16 protein-coding genes and 1 pseudogene are annotated in these 15,731 nt (G+C 68.5%); 10 read left to right on the top strand and 7 right to left on the bottom strand.

Annotated features, from left to right (window positions below; all coding sequences use genetic code 11):
- A pseudogene (locus BN976_RS34380) lies at positions 1–213 on the bottom strand (HNH endonuclease); the annotation flags it as partial.
- A 322-nt stretch (positions 214–535) separates the two neighbouring features.
- Between BN976_RS34380 and BN976_RS11210 the strand changes: the two are divergent.
- From BN976_RS11210 to BN976_RS11240, 7 genes are all read left to right on the top strand, one after another.
- Entirely contained in the window at positions 536–1,765 is a 1,230-nt protein-coding gene (locus BN976_RS11210; protein ID WP_036370788.1) for a sensor histidine kinase, read from the top strand.
- A 3-nt stretch (positions 1,766–1,768) separates the two neighbouring features.
- A complete protein-coding gene (locus tag BN976_RS11215; RefSeq protein ID WP_036370790.1) occupies positions 1,769–2,578 on the top strand; it encodes a LytR/AlgR family response regulator transcription factor in 810 nt (269 codons plus the stop codon).
- Positions 2,565–2,939, top strand: coding sequence for a DUF485 domain-containing protein (locus BN976_RS11220; RefSeq protein ID WP_011781713.1), 375 nt, complete (start codon positions 2,565–2,567; stop codon positions 2,937–2,939). The genes BN976_RS11215 and BN976_RS11220 overlap by 14 nt, the downstream gene beginning before the upstream one ends.
- Positions 2,936–4,678 carry a sodium/solute symporter gene (locus BN976_RS11225; protein WP_036370792.1) on the top strand — a complete coding sequence of 581 codons (1,743 nt, stop codon included), beginning with the start codon at positions 2,936–2,938 and terminating at the stop codon, positions 4,676–4,678. Before BN976_RS11220 ends, BN976_RS11225 begins: the two co-directional genes overlap by 4 nt.
- 148 nt (positions 4,679–4,826) lie before the next feature.
- On the top strand, positions 4,827–5,177 hold the full coding sequence (locus tag BN976_RS11230) for a DUF485 domain-containing protein (protein ID WP_011781715.1): 351 nt from the start codon (positions 4,827–4,829) through the stop codon (positions 5,175–5,177).
- Complete coding sequence (locus BN976_RS11235) at positions 5,174–6,805, top strand: monocarboxylic acid transporter (protein WP_011781716.1); 1,632 nt, start codon at positions 5,174–5,176, stop codon at positions 6,803–6,805. The genes BN976_RS11230 and BN976_RS11235 overlap by 4 nt, the downstream gene beginning before the upstream one ends.
- A gap of 146 nt (positions 6,806–6,951) precedes the next feature.
- Positions 6,952–8,250, top strand: coding sequence for an acyltransferase family protein (locus BN976_RS11240; RefSeq protein WP_036370794.1), 1,299 nt, complete (start codon positions 6,952–6,954; stop codon positions 8,248–8,250).
- An 83-nt stretch (positions 8,251–8,333) separates the two neighbouring features.
- On the opposite strand, the gene BN976_RS11245 is transcribed toward BN976_RS11240, so the two are convergent.
- Both BN976_RS11245 and BN976_RS11250 read right to left on the bottom strand, forming a co-directional pair.
- Positions 8,334–8,516: a DUF5302 domain-containing protein gene (locus BN976_RS11245; RefSeq protein ID WP_011781718.1), complete on the bottom strand. Its 183-nt coding sequence runs from the start codon at positions 8,514–8,516 to the stop codon at positions 8,334–8,336.
- Between the two features lie 223 nt (positions 8,517–8,739).
- Positions 8,740–9,183, bottom strand: coding sequence for a PPOX class F420-dependent oxidoreductase (locus BN976_RS11250; RefSeq protein WP_011781719.1), 444 nt, complete (start codon positions 9,181–9,183; stop codon positions 8,740–8,742).
- A gap of 83 nt (positions 9,184–9,266) precedes the next feature.
- On the opposite strand from BN976_RS11250, the gene BN976_RS11255 reads away from it, so the two are divergent.
- Complete coding sequence (locus tag BN976_RS11255) at positions 9,267–10,187, top strand: class I SAM-dependent methyltransferase (protein ID WP_036370796.1); 921 nt, start codon at positions 9,267–9,269, stop codon at positions 10,185–10,187.
- Positions 10,188–10,213: 26 nt separating this feature from the next.
- On the opposite strand, the gene BN976_RS11260 is transcribed toward BN976_RS11255, so the two are convergent.
- Positions 10,214–10,579 (bottom strand): Rv1152 family transcriptional regulator, encoded by a 366-nt coding sequence (locus tag BN976_RS11260; RefSeq protein ID WP_036370797.1) that lies wholly within the window; start codon positions 10,577–10,579, stop codon positions 10,214–10,216.
- A 37-nt stretch (positions 10,580–10,616) separates the two neighbouring features.
- On the opposite strand from BN976_RS11260, the gene BN976_RS11265 reads away from it, so the two are divergent.
- A complete protein-coding gene (locus BN976_RS11265) occupies positions 10,617–11,333 on the top strand; it encodes an NAD-dependent deacylase (RefSeq protein ID WP_199558928.1) in 717 nt (238 codons plus the stop codon).
- Here BN976_RS11265 and BN976_RS11270 read toward each other — a convergent pair.
- Genes BN976_RS11270 through BN976_RS11280 form a run of 3 tightly spaced genes read right to left on the bottom strand, consistent with a single transcriptional unit; the run spans position 11,330 to position 14,973 of the window.
- Complete coding sequence (locus BN976_RS11270) at positions 11,330–11,959, bottom strand: class I SAM-dependent methyltransferase (RefSeq protein ID WP_036370799.1); 630 nt, start codon at positions 11,957–11,959, stop codon at positions 11,330–11,332. The genes BN976_RS11265 and BN976_RS11270 overlap by 4 nt on opposite strands.
- A complete protein-coding gene (locus BN976_RS11275) occupies positions 11,940–12,644 on the bottom strand; it encodes a TetR/AcrR family transcriptional regulator (RefSeq protein ID WP_036370801.1) in 705 nt (234 codons plus the stop codon). Before BN976_RS11275 ends, BN976_RS11270 begins: the two co-directional genes overlap by 20 nt.
- Positions 12,637–14,973 (bottom strand): MMPL family transporter, encoded by a 2,337-nt coding sequence (locus BN976_RS11280; RefSeq protein WP_036370803.1) that lies wholly within the window; start codon positions 14,971–14,973, stop codon positions 12,637–12,639. Before BN976_RS11280 ends, BN976_RS11275 begins: the two co-directional genes overlap by 8 nt.
- 154 nt (positions 14,974–15,127) lie before the next feature.
- On the opposite strand from BN976_RS11280, the gene BN976_RS11285 reads away from it, so the two are divergent.
- Complete coding sequence (locus BN976_RS11285) at positions 15,128–15,673, top strand: DoxX family protein (protein ID WP_036371339.1); 546 nt, start codon at positions 15,128–15,130, stop codon at positions 15,671–15,673.
- Positions 15,674–15,731: the final 58 nt, after the last annotated feature.

Here is a 15,731-nt window from a genome sequence, read left to right on the forward strand (position 1 = left end):
CAACTTCCACGCGATCAACCCCTCCATCGACTTCACCCCGGTGATCGCCCACAACCCGGCACCATCAATCTCGGCAGCGATCTGCGCAATACGCCCATCAATGGCATTGCGCTGACCCGCCAACTCCGCCAACTCCTCGAAAAACGCATCCAGACGATCAGACTGACGCACCACACCACCAGTGCCAGTACCAACCGCAACCCTCGAAGACATAACCCCATCCAACCAGCAGGGTCCGACAAAAACGGCGACGCGAAACCGGGCCTGGCACAGAGCTGTAGCGCATCCGCCGGCGTGGTCATCGTGATGGCAACGGCAAACGTCAGAACCCGCCGAGAGAAATTGGTGACGGCAGTGTCCCTACAGGCGCGGGAGCGCCCGGCCGGCGGTGAATTGGCTACCGTCAAGGAGATTCGGTGTCGCGCGATGGAGCAGCGGGCGACTTGAGCCGGGCCAGGGTCCTTCGGCGATCTCACTGCAGTCCGCGACGCGCTCGGTCTAAGGTTGGGCCAACCGCACGCGAGGAGCGAAACAGATGTCCGGCGAGCTCGCGATCGCTCTGACGGCCGCACTGATCCTGCTCGCCGTGGCCGCGGTGGTGCTCGCGGTCCGGACCAGACGGGTGGTGGCCACCCCCACCGAGCGCGCGGTGCACGCCGCGTTGCACACCGCCTCGCTGGCCGCCCGGGCGTTGCGTCAGGGGCTGAACACCGATTCGGCGCAGACCGCGGCGCCGTTCCTGCGTGACCTGACCGGCGCCGACGGTCTGGCACTGTTCGACGGCGACGGCGCGGTGCTGGCCGAGGACGCCCTGGACGACGCGCTGTGGGACGACGACGTGCGCGACGCCTGCGACGACGCCGCCCACGAGTCGATCTCTGGTCAGCGCCGGGTGATGGCGCACGCCGGCACCTCCGCGGTGGTGGCCCAGCCGCTGCTCGCCGAGTCCGGCGACCTGCTCGGGGTGCTGGTGGTGGTGACGACGCGCTCCCCCGGCCCCGGCATGCTCGGGGCCGTCGGCGAGGTGGCGCGCTACGCGGCCAGCCAGATCGAGCTGGCCGAACTCGACGCCTCCCGGGCCCGGTTGGACCGCGCCGAGGTGCTGGCGCTGCGCGCCCAGATCAGTCCGCACTTCATCTACAACGCGCTGAACACGATCGCGTCGTTCGTGCGCACCGACCCCGACCGCGCCCGCGAACTGATCCTCGAGTTCGCCGACTTCACCCGTTACTCGTTCCGCGCCGCCGGTCAATTCACCACGCTGGCCGAGGAACTCCGCAACATCGACCGCTACCTCACCCTGGAGCGGGCGCGGTTCGGGACAGCGCTGAAGGTCACGTTGCAGGTGGCGCCGGAGGTGCTCAACGTGGTGGTGCCGTTCCTTGCGTTGCAGCCCCTGGTGGAGAACGCGGTGCGGCACGGGTTCGCCGGCCGCGGTAACGGTTCGATCGAACTGGTGGCCCGCGACGAGGGCTCCGACTGTGTGATCACGGTCGAGGACGACGGCGTCGGCATGGATCCCGACGCGTTGCGCTCGGGACCCGGCGATGCGCTCTCCGACGGCGCCCCGGCCTCCGAGGGTGCCGGCGCCCACGTCGGCCTGACCAATGTCGACCATCGGCTGCGCGCGGCGTTCGGCAACGACTACGGTCTGGTGGTCGAAACGGCGATCGGCGCGGGCACCAAGGTCATCATGCGGGTGCCGAAGTTCCGGTCGGGCGTGCGGGCCAGCGGAGGTGGGTTCGTGGTGGGTAGAAATGAGTAGGGCGTGACCAGACCACTGACCGTGCTCGCCGTCGACGACGAGGCGCCCGCCCTCGACGAGCTCGCCTACCTTCTCGGCAAGCACCCGTGCGTCGCCGAGGTCTTCCGTGCCGGCGACGCCACTTCGGCACTGCGGGAACTGAATCGGCGAACCATCGACGCGGTGTTCCTCGACATCAACATGCCCGGCCTTTCCGGGATCGAACTCGCCGGGGTGTTGACCAACTACACCCAGCGCCCGGCGATCGTGTTCGTCACCGCCCACGATGACAAGGCGGTCGCCGCCTTCGACGTGGGTGCCGTCGACTATCTGCTCAAACCGATCAGGGAGGACCGCCTCGACGAAGCGGTCCGACGCGCCGCGACGGCCCACTCCGCGACACCGGCGGCTGCGTCGAGGACCGAGACCGGCGCCGCGGCGCCCGATTCCGACGTCATCCCGGCCGAGCTCGGCGGCGTGACCCACCTGATCCCCCGCGACAGCATCGGCTGGGTGGAAGCCGAAGGCGATTACGCCCGGCTGCACTCGGCGTCCGGATCACACCTGGTGCGCATCCCGCTCAGCACACTCGAAACACGTTGGCGCGACCATGGATTCCAGCGTGTGCACCGCTCGTATCTGGTCGCGCTGCGCCTCGTCACCGGCCTGCGCACCACCGACGGCGCCGTCCTGGTCCGGCTCCGCGCCAACGGCTCGTCCCCCGCGGTCGAGCTTCCGGTGAGCCGGCGCCAGGCCCGCGAACTGCGGGATCGCGTGGTACGCAACCCGATGCGCAGCCTGCGACCGGCCGGGAGCACCGATGACCAGCAGTGAGCGACCGCAGCGGCAGCGGGTGGTCCTCGCGCACCGTCGGGGCGCGCGGATGGTGCGCACCCGGGTGGAGGTCCAGGAACAGACGCAGGTCGGCGACGCTCTCGTGCGCGGCCTGGTACGGGCCCAGCTGGGTCTGGCGCTGCGGCTCGGGGCGGTCGTGGTGGCCCTGATCGGGGCCATCCCGCTGCTCAACGCACTCGTTCCCGGCCTGGGCGCGATCACCGTGGTCGGCATCAGGCTGAACTGGCTTGTCCTTGCCGGCCTGGCGTACCCGCTGATGTACGGCATCGGGTGGCTCTACGTGCGGTTGGCCGAACAGGGTGAGCGCGACTTCGTCGGCGTCGTCGACGCCGAACCATGACCGGCTCCCCGCTGACGGCGGCGGCGCTGCTGGCCGCGGCCGTGGCCACCATCGCGATCGGCGCCTACGGGGTCCGGTTCTCCCGCACGACATCCGACTTCCTGGTCGCCTCGCGTACCGTGGGCTCGCGGTGGAACGCGGCCGCGATCTCCGGTGAATACCTCTCGGCGGCATCATTTCTCGGGGTGGCCGGGCTGATCGCCAAATACGGTGCCGACGCGCTGTGGTACCCCGTCGGGTTCACCGCAGGCTATCTCGGACTGCTGCTGTTCGTCGCGGCACCGCTGCGCCGCTCGGGGGCCTACACCGTGCCCGATTTCGCCGAGTTCCGGCTCGGCTCGCCGCGCCTGCGCAAGGTCGCGATGCTGGTGGTCGTCGTGATCTGCATCTTCTATCTGGTCCCCCAATATCAGGGCGCGGGCCTTGCGCTGAAGACTCTGCTGGGCGTCCCGGTGTGGCTCGGCCCGCTGGCCGTCGGCGCCATCGTCATCATGAACGTCGTCGCCGGGGGGATGCGCTCGATCACGTTCGTGCAGGCATTCCAGTACTGGCTCAAGCTGACCGCGGTCGCCATCCCCGCGCTGGCGCTGGCCGGGCTGTTCCTCACCGACCGCGGCGGTGAGCTCGGCGGCCCGCTGCCGCCGACGGTGCAGCAGATCACCACCGTCGAGATCGAGACCGACGTCGTCGTGCAGGTCGCCGAACCGGCCGGGATCACGGTGACGGGCACGCTGGACGACCGGCAGGTCGACGGTGCGAAGATCGGACCGGCAGGTGACCACACCTTGGGCGCGGGCAGCACCCTGACCTTGTCCGCGGGTGCGGCCACACCTGTCGTGGCGGGCACGCCGAGCGCGGGCCGGGACTGGATCTCCTCGGGCGGCGGATTGGGTGGGCGGCACCCGCTGTATCAGGTGCTGTCCATCATGGTTGCGACGTTCCTGGGCACCATGGGACTCCCGCATGTGCTGGTCCGCTTCTACACCAACCCCGACGGGCGGGCGGCGCGGCGTACGGCGCTGGCGGTCATCGCGCTGCTCTCGCTGTTCTACCTGTTTCCGACGTTGCTCGGCGTGTTCTCCCGGCTCTACGTTCCCCAGCTGCTGATCACCGGAACCGCCGACGCCGCAGTGCTGTTGGCGCCCGGTTCGGTCATCGCCGGGGTGACCGGGCAGCTGCTCGCGGCGCTGGTGGCGGCGGGGGCGATCGCCGCGTTCCTGGCGACGTCGTCGGGCCTGCTGGTCAGTTTCGCCGGGGCCCTGGCCACCGATGTGCTGCCCGGGCGGGTCCGCGACTTCCGGGTGGCGGCCGTCATCGGGGGCCTGATCCCGATCCCGTTGGCGCTGGCGGCTTCCGGGGAACTGGAGCTGTCCCGCAGCGTAGGACTGGCGTTCGCGGTCGCGGCGTCGACGCTGTGCCCGCTGCTGGTGCTCGGCATCTGGTGGCGCGGGCTGACCGCGACCGGTGCGATGGCAGGGCTTGCGGTCGGCGGTGTGCTGTCCGGCGGGGCGGTCACCGTCGCCGTCGCCGGCGGTATCGACGAGAACGTGCTCGGCGGCTGGCCCACCGTGCTGGTCGGCTACCCCGCCGCCGTCAGCGTGCCCCTGGCGTTCGCGACCATGCTGGCCGTCAGCCGCCTCACCCGCGCGACCGCGCCGCCCGACGTCGCGCAGACGTTCGCGCGGATGCACCTGCCGGAACATCTCGGAATGGGAATCGAGCGCATGCCACGGGCATGACCCGCCACCGTTCGTCGTCGCTGAGCAACCGTTCACCGCAGCGTCCCCCGACCTCACCGTGTGACCTGCGTCAGCACTGGGTATGTGACCCACATCTCAACTAGTTTCGCCGGAGAGCCGAGCCACATGTCAGGAGTGTGAGACCAAGGTGTCCGAAACAGATCTTCCCATTCGCCCGGAAGCCATCAGCGGCGAACGATATTTGGAAGTGCAGGCCAGCCCCGAGTTCCAAGAACTGCGAACTAGGTTGCGCCGCTTCGTGTTCCCCATGACGGCGGTCTTCCTCGTCTGGTACGCCGTCTACGTCCTGCTCGGCGCCTTCGCGACCGGGTTCATGGGCACCAAGGTCTGGGGCGACATCAACGTCGGCCTGATCATCGGGCTGGGCCAGTTCCTGTCGACGTTCCTGATCACCGGGCTTTACGTGCGGTTCGCCAACCGCGAACTCGACCCGCGGGCCGCAGCCATCCGCACCCAATTGGAGAGTGAGATCCGATGACCACCCTGCTGGCCCAGACCGAGACCATCGGCAACCCGGTCGCCAACATCGGCATCTTCAGCCTGTTCGTCGTCGTCACGATGATCGTGGTGATCCGGGCGAGCAAGCGCAACGCCACCGCCGACGAGTTCTTCACCGGCGGGCGCGGCTTCTCCGGCCCGCAGAACGGCATCGCCATCGCCGGTGACTATCTGTCGGCCGCCAGCTTCCTCGGCATCGCCGGCGCCATCGCGGTCTACGGTTACGACGGCTTCCTGTACTCGATCGGCTTCCTGGTGGCGTGGCTGGTGGCTCTGCTCCTGGTGGCCGAATTGCTACGTAACACAGGCAGATTCACGATGGCCGACGTGCTGAGCTTCCGCCTCAAGCAGCGGCCGGTGCGGTTGGCCGCGGCCACCAACACGTTGACGGTGTCGCTGTTCTACCTGTTGGCCCAGATGGCCGGCGCCGGTGGCCTGGTGGCGCTGCTTCTGGACATCAACAGCCGCACCGGACAGTCGGTCGTGATCGCCGTGGTCGGCGTGCTGATGATCGTCTACGTCCTGGTCGGCGGCATGAAGGGCACCACCTGGGTGCAGATCATCAAGGCCGTCCTGCTGATCGCCGGCGCGGGCTTCATGACGGTCATGGTGCTCGCGAAGTTCGGGATGAACTTCTCCGAGATCCTCGGCTCGGCGCAATCCGCCATCAGCGGTTCGACCACCACCGGCGTCGCCGGCCGCGACGTGCTGGCCCCCGGTGCGCAGTACGGCGGATCACTGACCTCGCAGATCAACTTCATCTCGCTGGCGATCGCGCTGGTGCTCGGCACCGCGGGCCTGCCGCACGTGCTGATGCGCTTCTACACGGTGCCGACCGCCAAGGAGGCACGACGAAGCGTCGTCTGGGCGATCGCGCTGATCGGCGCGTTCTACCTGTTCACCCTGGTGCTGGGCTACGGCGCGGCAGCTCTGGTGGGTCCCGACCGCATCCTGGGCGCGGCCGGCGGGGTGAACTCGGCGGCTCCGCTGCTGGCGTTCGAGCTCGGTGGGGTGGTGCTGCTTGGGGTCATCTCCGCGGTGGCGTTCGCGACGATCCTGGCTGTCGTGGCGGGGCTGACGATCACCGCCTCGGCGTCGTTCGCCCACGACATCTACGCCAGCGTGATGAAGTCGCACAAGGTGACCGAGGCCGAACAGGTCCGGGTCTCCCGGATCACCGCGGTCGTGCTCGGTGTGCTCGCCATCGGCCTCGGCATCCTGGCCAACGGGCAGAACATCGCGTTCCTGGTGGCGCTGGCGTTCGCGGTCGCCGCGGCGGCCAACCTTCCGACGATCATCTACTCGCTGTACTGGAGGCGTTTCAACACCCGCGGCGCGCTGTGGAGCATGTACGGCGGGCTGATCTCGACCATCGTGCTGATCGTCTTCTCCCCCGCGGTGTCGGGATCGAAGACCGCGATGATCCCGGGTGCGGACTTCGCCTGGTTCCCGCTGGCCAACCCGGGCATCGTGTCGATCCCGCTGGCGTTCATCCTCGGCATCGTCGGCACCCTGACCTCACCGGACGACGAGGATCCGAAGGTCGCCGCCGAGATGGAGGTCCGCTCGCTGACCGGCATCGGCGCCGAGAAGGCGGTCGCCCACTAGCCCCGTTCGCGTAGCCCCGTCCGCGCCGAAATTGCATTCCAGCAGACAAACGTCGAGAGGACGCCTGCTGGAATGCAATTTCGGCGTTCGGGGTTGAGTGGTTCTACTCAGCCGGGCGGCGTCTGCGGTCACCTAGATTTCTGGGCATGAGCGCTGCCGCGTTGTTTCCGCGCCCCGCAGAGGTGGAAGCCGCCACCCCGCCGGACCGCGACCGGGCCATCGACGTCATCCGGATCGTCGCGCTGGTGGGCGTCGTCGTCGGCCACACCGTCATGGCCACCAGCATCATCCGCGACGACGTCTTCATCTGGACCAACCTGCTCACGGCATCCCCGGTGTTCCAGGCGCTGACCTGGCTGTTCCAGATCATGCCGTTGTTCTTCTTCGCCGGCGTCGCCGCCTCGGTGCAGTCGTGGCGGCCCGGCGCCAGCTGGGGCAACTGGCTGATGCGCCGGTGCACGCGGCTGTACCGACCGGTGTTCTACTACCTCGCGTTCTGGGCCGTGGCGCTGGTGGTGCTGCGCCTGCTCCTCCCGGTGCACGTCTACGAGCCCGTCGCGGGCATCTCCGTTCAGCTGCTGTGGTTTCTGGGCGCCTACGTCCTGGTGCTGGCCGCGGTCCCCGCTCTGGCCCACATCAGCACCACCGGGCGCCTCGTCGGGGCCGTCGCCGCCACGTACGGCGTCGTCGCGATCGTCGACGTCATCCGGATCAACACCGACGTGTGGCCGGTGTTCGGTTACCTCAACCTGACGATGTGGCTGATCCCCGGCATGTTCGGGGTGGCCTACCGGCGTGGGCTGCTGAGCTCCGGAGCCGCGCTGGCCCCCGGGGCCGCGCTGTTCACCGTCAACGTCGCACTGGTGACCCTCGGACCGTACGAGCTCAGCCTGGTCGGCATCGAAAGCCAGCAACTCAAGAACATGTCCCCGCCGTCACTGTTGCTGGCCGGGCACGCGATCATGATGTGCGCGTTGGCCATCGCGGCGGCCCCCGGGATCAGCCGGTGGGCGCGGCGCCCGCGGGTGTGGTGGCTGACGGCGATCGGCAACAGCGGCGCGATGACGCTGTACCTGTGGCACATCCCGCTGCTGCTGGGCATGCACCTGACGTTCGACTACCTCGGCCACCCGCGATTCGATCCGGCGGCGCCGGACTTCGTCGCGCTGTCGGTGCTGCAGCTGGTTCTGATGGTGCTCACAGTCGCGGCGGTATTCGTGATGCTGCGCCCGCTGGAGAACCGTCCGCTGCCGTACTGGGATGGCGGATTCGTGGCCCACCCCGGTCTTCGTAGCGCCGCGGTGGGCGCGCTGCTGTGCGTGGCGGGGGCGGCGACGCTGGCGTCGGTCGGCTGGGGTCTCAAGGAGCAGGGTTTGTACTGCGTGGCGGCGACGGTGACCGCGTTGGTCGCCGCCCGGGCACTCGCGAACGACGGGCAGCTGTAGCGCCACCCGGTCGCCGAAATTGCATTCCAGCAGGCGTCCTCTCGACGTTTGTCTGCTGGAATGCAATTTCGGCGGATCAGGGGCTAGCCGCTCTTGCGGCGGAACTCCCGGCGGTTCTCGACCGGGCCGTGCGCGCGGGGCTGCTTGGCTCCGGCGTCCTTGTGCGAAGACCCGCCACCCGCTTTGGCGTTCTTACGCTCGAGCGCCTCACGGAACTTGCGCTTGTTGTCGTCCTCACCGGACTCGGCGGGCTCAGTAGATGCCATGACGGCAGCCTAGTCCGGCCAGGGCCAAACTCGAGCGCCCGCGCTCAACGCCAAACTCGAGCGCCCGCGCTCCGACCAAACTCGAGCGCCCGCGCTCCGACCAAACTCGAGCGCCCGCGCTCAACGCCAAACTCGAGCGCCCGCGCTCCGACCAAACTCGAGCGCCCGCGCTCAGCGCCAAACTCGAGCGCCCGCGCTCAGCGCCAAACTCGAGCGCCCGCGCTCAGCGTTTCCCCGGGGGCATGCCGTACACGTGCGAAATCGGCAGTCTCATCAACACCCGGCGCTCGTCGACCATCGCCCGCCGATAGTCGTCCCAGTCCGGATGCTCACCCGAGATGTTGCGGTACAGCTCGATCAGACCCGTGACCGTGTCATCACCGGGATCCGCGGCCGGGGCGCTGAGCACGGCGTCACCTTCGGCGACCGCGTAGGCCCATCCGTCGTCGGAACTGACGTGGATCGCCGCGCGCGGATCGCGGCGCAGGTTGCGCGTCTTGGCCCGGGGTTCGGCGATCGACACGGAGATCGTCAGCGTGCGCGCGTCGAAGTGGTAGGACACGTTCGACAACTGCGGCCTGCCGTCACGCTTGAGGGTGGCCAGCACGCCCAGCGAGTTTCCGCCGATCAACGCCAGCAGCTTGTCGTCGAAGACATCGCGCGTCATGCGACGAGCCTACGACTTTCAGCGGTCTGGGATCATCGACCTGCAAGACACGCAGGAACAGCGCGGCAGGACGGGAATATTTGATGAACCACACCGGCAAGCACACCGCCACCGACGTGACCGGGGTGTCCGAGACCGCGCTGCTGACGCTGCTGGTGCGCGCTACCGAGGCCAGGCGCCCCGACTCACTGATCGACGATCCGATGGCGATCCACCTGGTGGACTCCATCGATTTCGACTTCGCCAAGTTCGGCTACGTGCGGCGGCAAGATATGTCGTTGCGCGCCTTGGCTTTCGACAAACAGACCCGACTCTATCTACGCGACCACCCGAAGGCGACGGTGGTGGCTCTCGCCGAGGGACTGCAGACCAGCTTCTACCGGCTCGACGCGCAAGGGCCCGATGTGGGCCACGACTTCCGCTGGCTGACCGTCGACCTGCCGCCGATGATCGAGCTGCGGCGCAAGCTGCTTCCCGCGTCCGACCGGGTGCAGATGCTCGCGCAGTCCGCGCTGGACTTCAGCTGGATGGACCGAGTTCCCACCGACGACGGAGACGTCAATCAGGCAGGAGACGACGGAGACGTCAATCAGGCAGGAGACGACGGAGACGTCGATCAGGCAGGAGCCGACGGCGTGTTCATCACCGCCGAGGGGTTGCTGATGTACCTGCAGCCCGAGGAGTCGATGGCATTGATCACCGAATGCGCGGCGCGGTTCCCGGGCGGTCGGATGATGTTCGACCTGCCGCCCTCGGCGTTCGCGCCGCTGGTACGCCGCGGGTTCCGTGCCTCCCTGCGCTACCGGGTCCCGCCGATGCCGTTCACGTTGTCGCCCGCCGAAGCCGCCGACCTCGTCAACACCGTGCCGGGCGTGCGCGCCGTGCACGACGTGCCGGCCGAACACGCGCGCGGCCGCATCCTCAACGCGCTGTTGTGGACCGCCCAGCGGGTGCCTCTGCTCGACCCGGTCAGGCCGATGTTCACGCTTCTCGAGTTCGGCTGACCAGCCGCGCACGCTCGATCACCGGCTCAGCCGAAGGCCGTCTCCACGTAGCGCAGCGCCTCGCCCTTGCCCACGCCGAGCGCTCGGGCCGTGGCCACGTAGGTGTGCGCAGCGGTCGCCATCGCGGCGTCGGCGGGATCCGAGCGCGGCACGTACGTGCCGAAGCGCCCCCGGGTCTCCAGAATCCCCGCCGCTTCCAATTCCCGGTACGCCCGCGCCACGGTGTTGACTGCCAGGTTGATCTGACCCGCCAGTTCACGGACCGTCGGAAGTCGGGTGCCCGGAGTGAGCTCTCCATCCCGGATACCTGCGATGATCTGCGTTCTGAGCTGATCGAACAGCGGCCTGGCAGCGTGCGGATCAACGCGTACCCAATCCCCCAACTCGGCCACGTGCCCAGTATGTCCCAAAGCGGCTAATTTGGTGGGCGTGCAGGTGACGGTGTTCAGCGGTGCGGGGATGTCCGCCGAGAGCGGTGTGCCGACGTTCCGCGACGTCGAGACCGGACTGTGGGCCAAGGTCGACCCCTACGAGATCTCCAGCGCCGACGGCTGGCGCGCACATCCGGACCGGGTGTGGGCGTGGTATCTGTGGCGCCACCACATGATGAGCGCCGTCGCGCCCAACAACGCCCACCGGGCCGTCGCGGCGTGGGAGGACTACGCCGACGTGCACGTGGTCACCCAGAACGTCGACAACCTGCACGAGCGCGCGGGCAGCAGCCGGGTGTACCACGTACACGGCAGCCTCTTCGAGTTCCATTGCGACCGGTGCCGGTCCACTTTTCCCGACGAGGTTCCCGACATGCCCGAGCCGGCGGAGTCCGTCGCCCCACCCAGTTGCGGTGAATGCGGCGGGCTGATCCGGCCCAACGTGGTGTGGTTCGGCGAGCCGCTGCCCGACGACGCCTGGCAACGGTCGGTCGACGCCGTCGTCAACGCCGACCTCGTCGTCGTGGTGGGAACGTCGTCGGTCGTGTATCCGGCGGCCGGACTGCCGGAGCTGGCGATCGCCCACGGCACGCCGGTCATCGAGGTCAATCCCGAGCCGACACCGTTGACGGCCAGCGCGACGGTGAGTCTGCGGGAGACCGCGGCGACCGCGCTGCCGGGGCTGCTGCAGCGCCTCCCCGCGCTCCTGGGTTAAGGCTTGACCGCGACGCCGATCGCGAACTCGGCCACCGGCAGCGGAACCCACCGCGGAAACGTCCACTCCCGGCGGGCGTCGCGCACCCGGAATCCCGCCCCGACGATGGTCTCTTCGGTGTGGCGGTGCGTATGACAGTTGCCCAAGAGCCGGGGCCAGACGGTGGCGTCTGCGAAGCGCTGTAGCCGGGCCCGGCCCCCCTCCGCGGCGATGTGCTCCAGGTAGCGCAGCTGACCACCCGGCTTGAGCATCGAAAGCAATTCAGCCACAACGTCTTCCGGTTTGTCGACGGAGCACAGCACCAACGAGCACACCACGGCGTCGAAGGGTTCGGCGTCGGTGAACTCTTCGACGGTGTCCGTGGTGACGGTGATCGGCACCGCCGCCCGTGCAGCCGCCTCCTGCGCCAGCGTCGCCAACCGGTGCTCGGGCTCGACTGCCACCACCTCGGTGACCGTCGCGGGGTAGAACTCGAAGTTCGTCCCCGTCCCCGCGCCGACCTCCAGCACGCGGCCGGTCAGGCCTGCCAGGTTCTCCCGCCGCAGCCGGCGCAGCGACTCCGGTTCGCGCGACGACATGAGCGTCCACAGCCGCGCGAAGAACGGGTTATCCACGCTGTCGTTCATCGACTACCTCCTTCAACCAGGTCATGATCTCCCGCGGCGACTCGTCCGGCCGGATCGCGACTGACAGGGCTTGGCCGCAGCAGACCGCGCGCATCAGGCGATCGGCGAACTCCTCGGCGCCACCCCAGGGTAGATACGGGCGGGAGATGAGCATCGCGGCGATACCGTGCACGGCCGTCCAGAGTTCCAACGCGAGCATGGTCGGGTCTGCCTGCGGATAGACGCCCTCGGCGATCAGCGCCTGCACCGACATCAGCAGGTGGCCGAACGCCGAACTGTTGAGCGCGACGTCGACGTCGCTGCCCGGGCTTCCGGGGCCCATCATCGCGATGCGGTACAGCACAGGGTTTTTCAGCGCGAATCGCACGTAGGCCATCCCCTGGGCCCGCAGCACGTCGAGGGCCGTGGCGGCGGCGCCGGCGACCTCCTCCATCTCCTCGTCGAGCTTCTCGAAGTACCTGCCGCACACCGCGTCCAGCAGCGCGGTCTTGTCGACGAAATGCAGATAGATCGACGGCGGGGTCACACCGACCCGCTGCGCCACCGACCTGATCGACACCGCTTTCTCGTCGCCGGTCTCCAGAAGGAGATCGGTTGCCGCATCGAGGATCTCGGCGCGCAACTGCTCACCGGCGCCGCGGGGGGCGCGGTGCCGTCGCTGCCGCGGGGCGCTGACGTCAGCCATGCTCGTTGCCGGTGGCGACGTGTTGTCGGCTTCGCGGCGGGCTGTCGCTGCTGTCGTCCAGGGTCTCGCTGAACCCGATGCGCTCGTGCAGTCTGGCCAACGGCTTCGGCGCCCACCAGTTCCACCGGCCCAACACGTGCATGAAGGCAGGCACCAGCAGCATGCGCACCAGGGTGGCATCGGCCAGGATCGCCAGGGTGAGGCCCACGCCGAACATGCGCATGAACGCCACCTTGGCCGCGATCAGTGCAGCGAACGAGATCGACATCAGCAGCGCGGCGGCGGTGACCACGCGACCGGTCCTGGCCAGCCCGAGGGCCACGCTCTCGTCACTGCGCACGTGAGGAGCAAGATCGTCACTGCGTTGGTGCGCGGTAGAACTGTCGGCGCCGGCCCCGCCCGACGCCAGCCAGTATTCGCGGATGCGGGACACCAGGAAGACCTCGTAGTCCATCGAAAGCCCGAAGGCGATGCAGAACAACAACACCGGCATGTTCGCGACCAATGTCCCGGTCGGTGTGGTGCCCAGCGCGCCCAGATGACCGTCCTGGAAGATCCAGACCAGCGCGCCGAACGCCGCGGTCAACGACAAGACGTTGAGTACCAGGGCTTTCAGCGGCAGCACCACGCTGCCGGTCAGCAGGAACAGCAGCACGAAGGTGATGGCCGCGATCACGGCGAGCACGGTGGGCAGCCTCGACGTGATGGCGTCGGCGCTGTCTCTGTTGATCTGGGCGAGGCCGGTCAACAGAACGTCGCGACCCTCGGGCGGTGCGACGTCGTGGAGCCGGTCGAGCTGGGTTTCGGATGCGTCGGTGAACAGCGGCGCGGTGCTGCCGATGGTGAGGAAGGCGCTGCCCTCGGCGATACCCGTGGCCGCCGACGGCGGTCCGGCCTTGGCTCCGTCGACGAAGGTGCCGCCGGGCGCGGACACCGACGAGACGTCCTGGACCCGGGACAGCTCGGCCGCATAGCCGTCGAGCGCATCGGGGCCGAGTCCTTCGGCGTCCGGCAGCACCACGACGACGTTGGCGGACGAGTCGACGGCGAAGTCGGTCCGCAGTTCGTCACCGACCTGGCGGGCCGAGGCGGACTGCGGCAGCACCCGGTCGTCGGGGAACCCCCAGTTCGCTCCGAGGAACGGCGCACCGAGCAGCAGCAGCAACGTGACGACGACGACGCCGATCGGGATCGAGCGCCGCATCACGAATTTCGTCGACCTGTACCAGAACATCTGCTCGACCGGCTTGGCCACCGGCTCGGGCCGGCCCAGGACGCGCCGGACCAGGCGCCGCACGTCCATCGAGTCGAGTCGCGCCCCGGCCAGCACTATCGCCGCCGGCGCCACGACGATGGCCGCCACGGCGGCGAACCCGACCACGGCGATGCCGGCGTACGCGAAAGACTTCAGGAAGTACATCGGGAACAGCACCATCGCGACCATCGACAGCGCCACCGTCAGCGCCGAGAACAGCACCGTGCGGCCCGCGGTCATCATGGTGCGCACCAATGCGCTGTCGCGGTCGTGGCCTTCGGCCAGTTCGTCGCGGTAACGGCTGATGATGAGCAGCGTGTAGTCGATGGCCAGCGCCAGGCCCATGGCGATGGAGAGGTTGAGCGCGAAGATCGACACGTCGGTGACGAGGGTGACGGCGCGCAGCACCGCCATCGATCCCAGGATTGCGAACGCGCCGACAGCCAGCGGCAGGGCCGCGGCGAGCAACCCGCCGAACACCCACACCAGCACCACGAAACTCAGCGGAATCGCAATGGATTCCATCATCAGCAGGTCTTTTTCACTCTGCGCATTGATCTGCACATAGGTCATCGCGACGCCGCCGGCCCGCACGGTGACACCGTCGCGGTCGCGCACCAGTTCGTCGGTCAACGTCTTGGCGTGCTTCTGGGCCTCGCTCTCGCCGCCGGTGATGCCCGCGATGATCAGACCGGTCCTGCCGTCCTCACTGACCAACGCCGGCGCCGCCGACGGGGGCGCCGTCCACGCCGAGGTCACCGCACCGACGTGCGGGGACGCGGCCAGCCGGTCGGCCAGATCCGTGCCGACGGCCCGAGCGGCGGGGCTGTTGGCGCCGTCCGCCGAGTTGTCGTCGGTGATGCTGATGAGCAACTCCATGTCGCCCTGGTCGAACTTGTCGACCAGCAGCTGGGTGGCCCGCGCCGACTCCGACGTCGGATCCTGGAAACCGCCCGCCGACAGGTGTTTGGCCACCGGCGCACCGAAGATGCCGCAACCCACCATGATCAGCAGCGCGACGACAAGGACGCGGCGCGGCGCCGCGATGGCGAGCAGAGCGATGCGATGCAGCATCTGGATCCTCCCCTGAATTACCGTCGCTAAGTTATCAGTGATAACCCAAGGGGGTCAACGGTTCGGGCGATGACTTTCGGACGCTCCGCCGGTCAATCCGATCATGAACGACACACCCAGCCGAGACACCGCCCACGCCCTAGCATTGGCCGAGATGGCAGAGACCGACGCCGACGGTTCCACCGCGGGGACACGTGATATCGGCCTGTTGATCCTTCGCCTTGGGGTCGGCGCAGCCCTCGTGCAGGCCGGTCTGATCAAAGTCGCCGACTTCTCCATGACGGTGCAGTTCATGACGGAGGCCGGGTGGCGACTGCCGGCGTTCGCAGCGTTCATGGTCACTGCGACCGAAACCCTCAGCGGGGTGGCACTGCTGCTCGGGGTCCTCACTCCGCTGGCCGGGTCCGCAGCCCTGGGCGCCATGCTCTGCGCATGGGCGGTCAACGTCTCCGCCGCCGCCTTCTGGTCCGAACCGTTCAACGTGCCGTTCCTGATCGGTCTCGGAGCTGCCGCGCTGATCTTCACCGGCGCGGGCGGGTACTCGGTCGATGCCCGGCTCGTCACACGTCTTCCCTGGTCAACGAGGGTGCGGGTGGCGTTGCTGGTCCTCGCGTTCGCGGTCGCCGTCCTCACCTGGGTGGCGCTCTACGGTGTCAATCCGATCCACTTCACCGCCCCGCCCGCGCCACCGACGCCGTGACGGCCACGCGCCGGAAGACCCGTCTATCTACTCGCCGGTAAGAATTGCCACAGTATTG

The organism is Mycolicibacterium austroafricanum (assembly GCF_000612725.1).
GTDB classification, from domain to species: Bacteria; Actinomycetota; Actinomycetes; order Mycobacteriales; family Mycobacteriaceae; genus Mycobacterium; species Mycobacterium austroafricanum.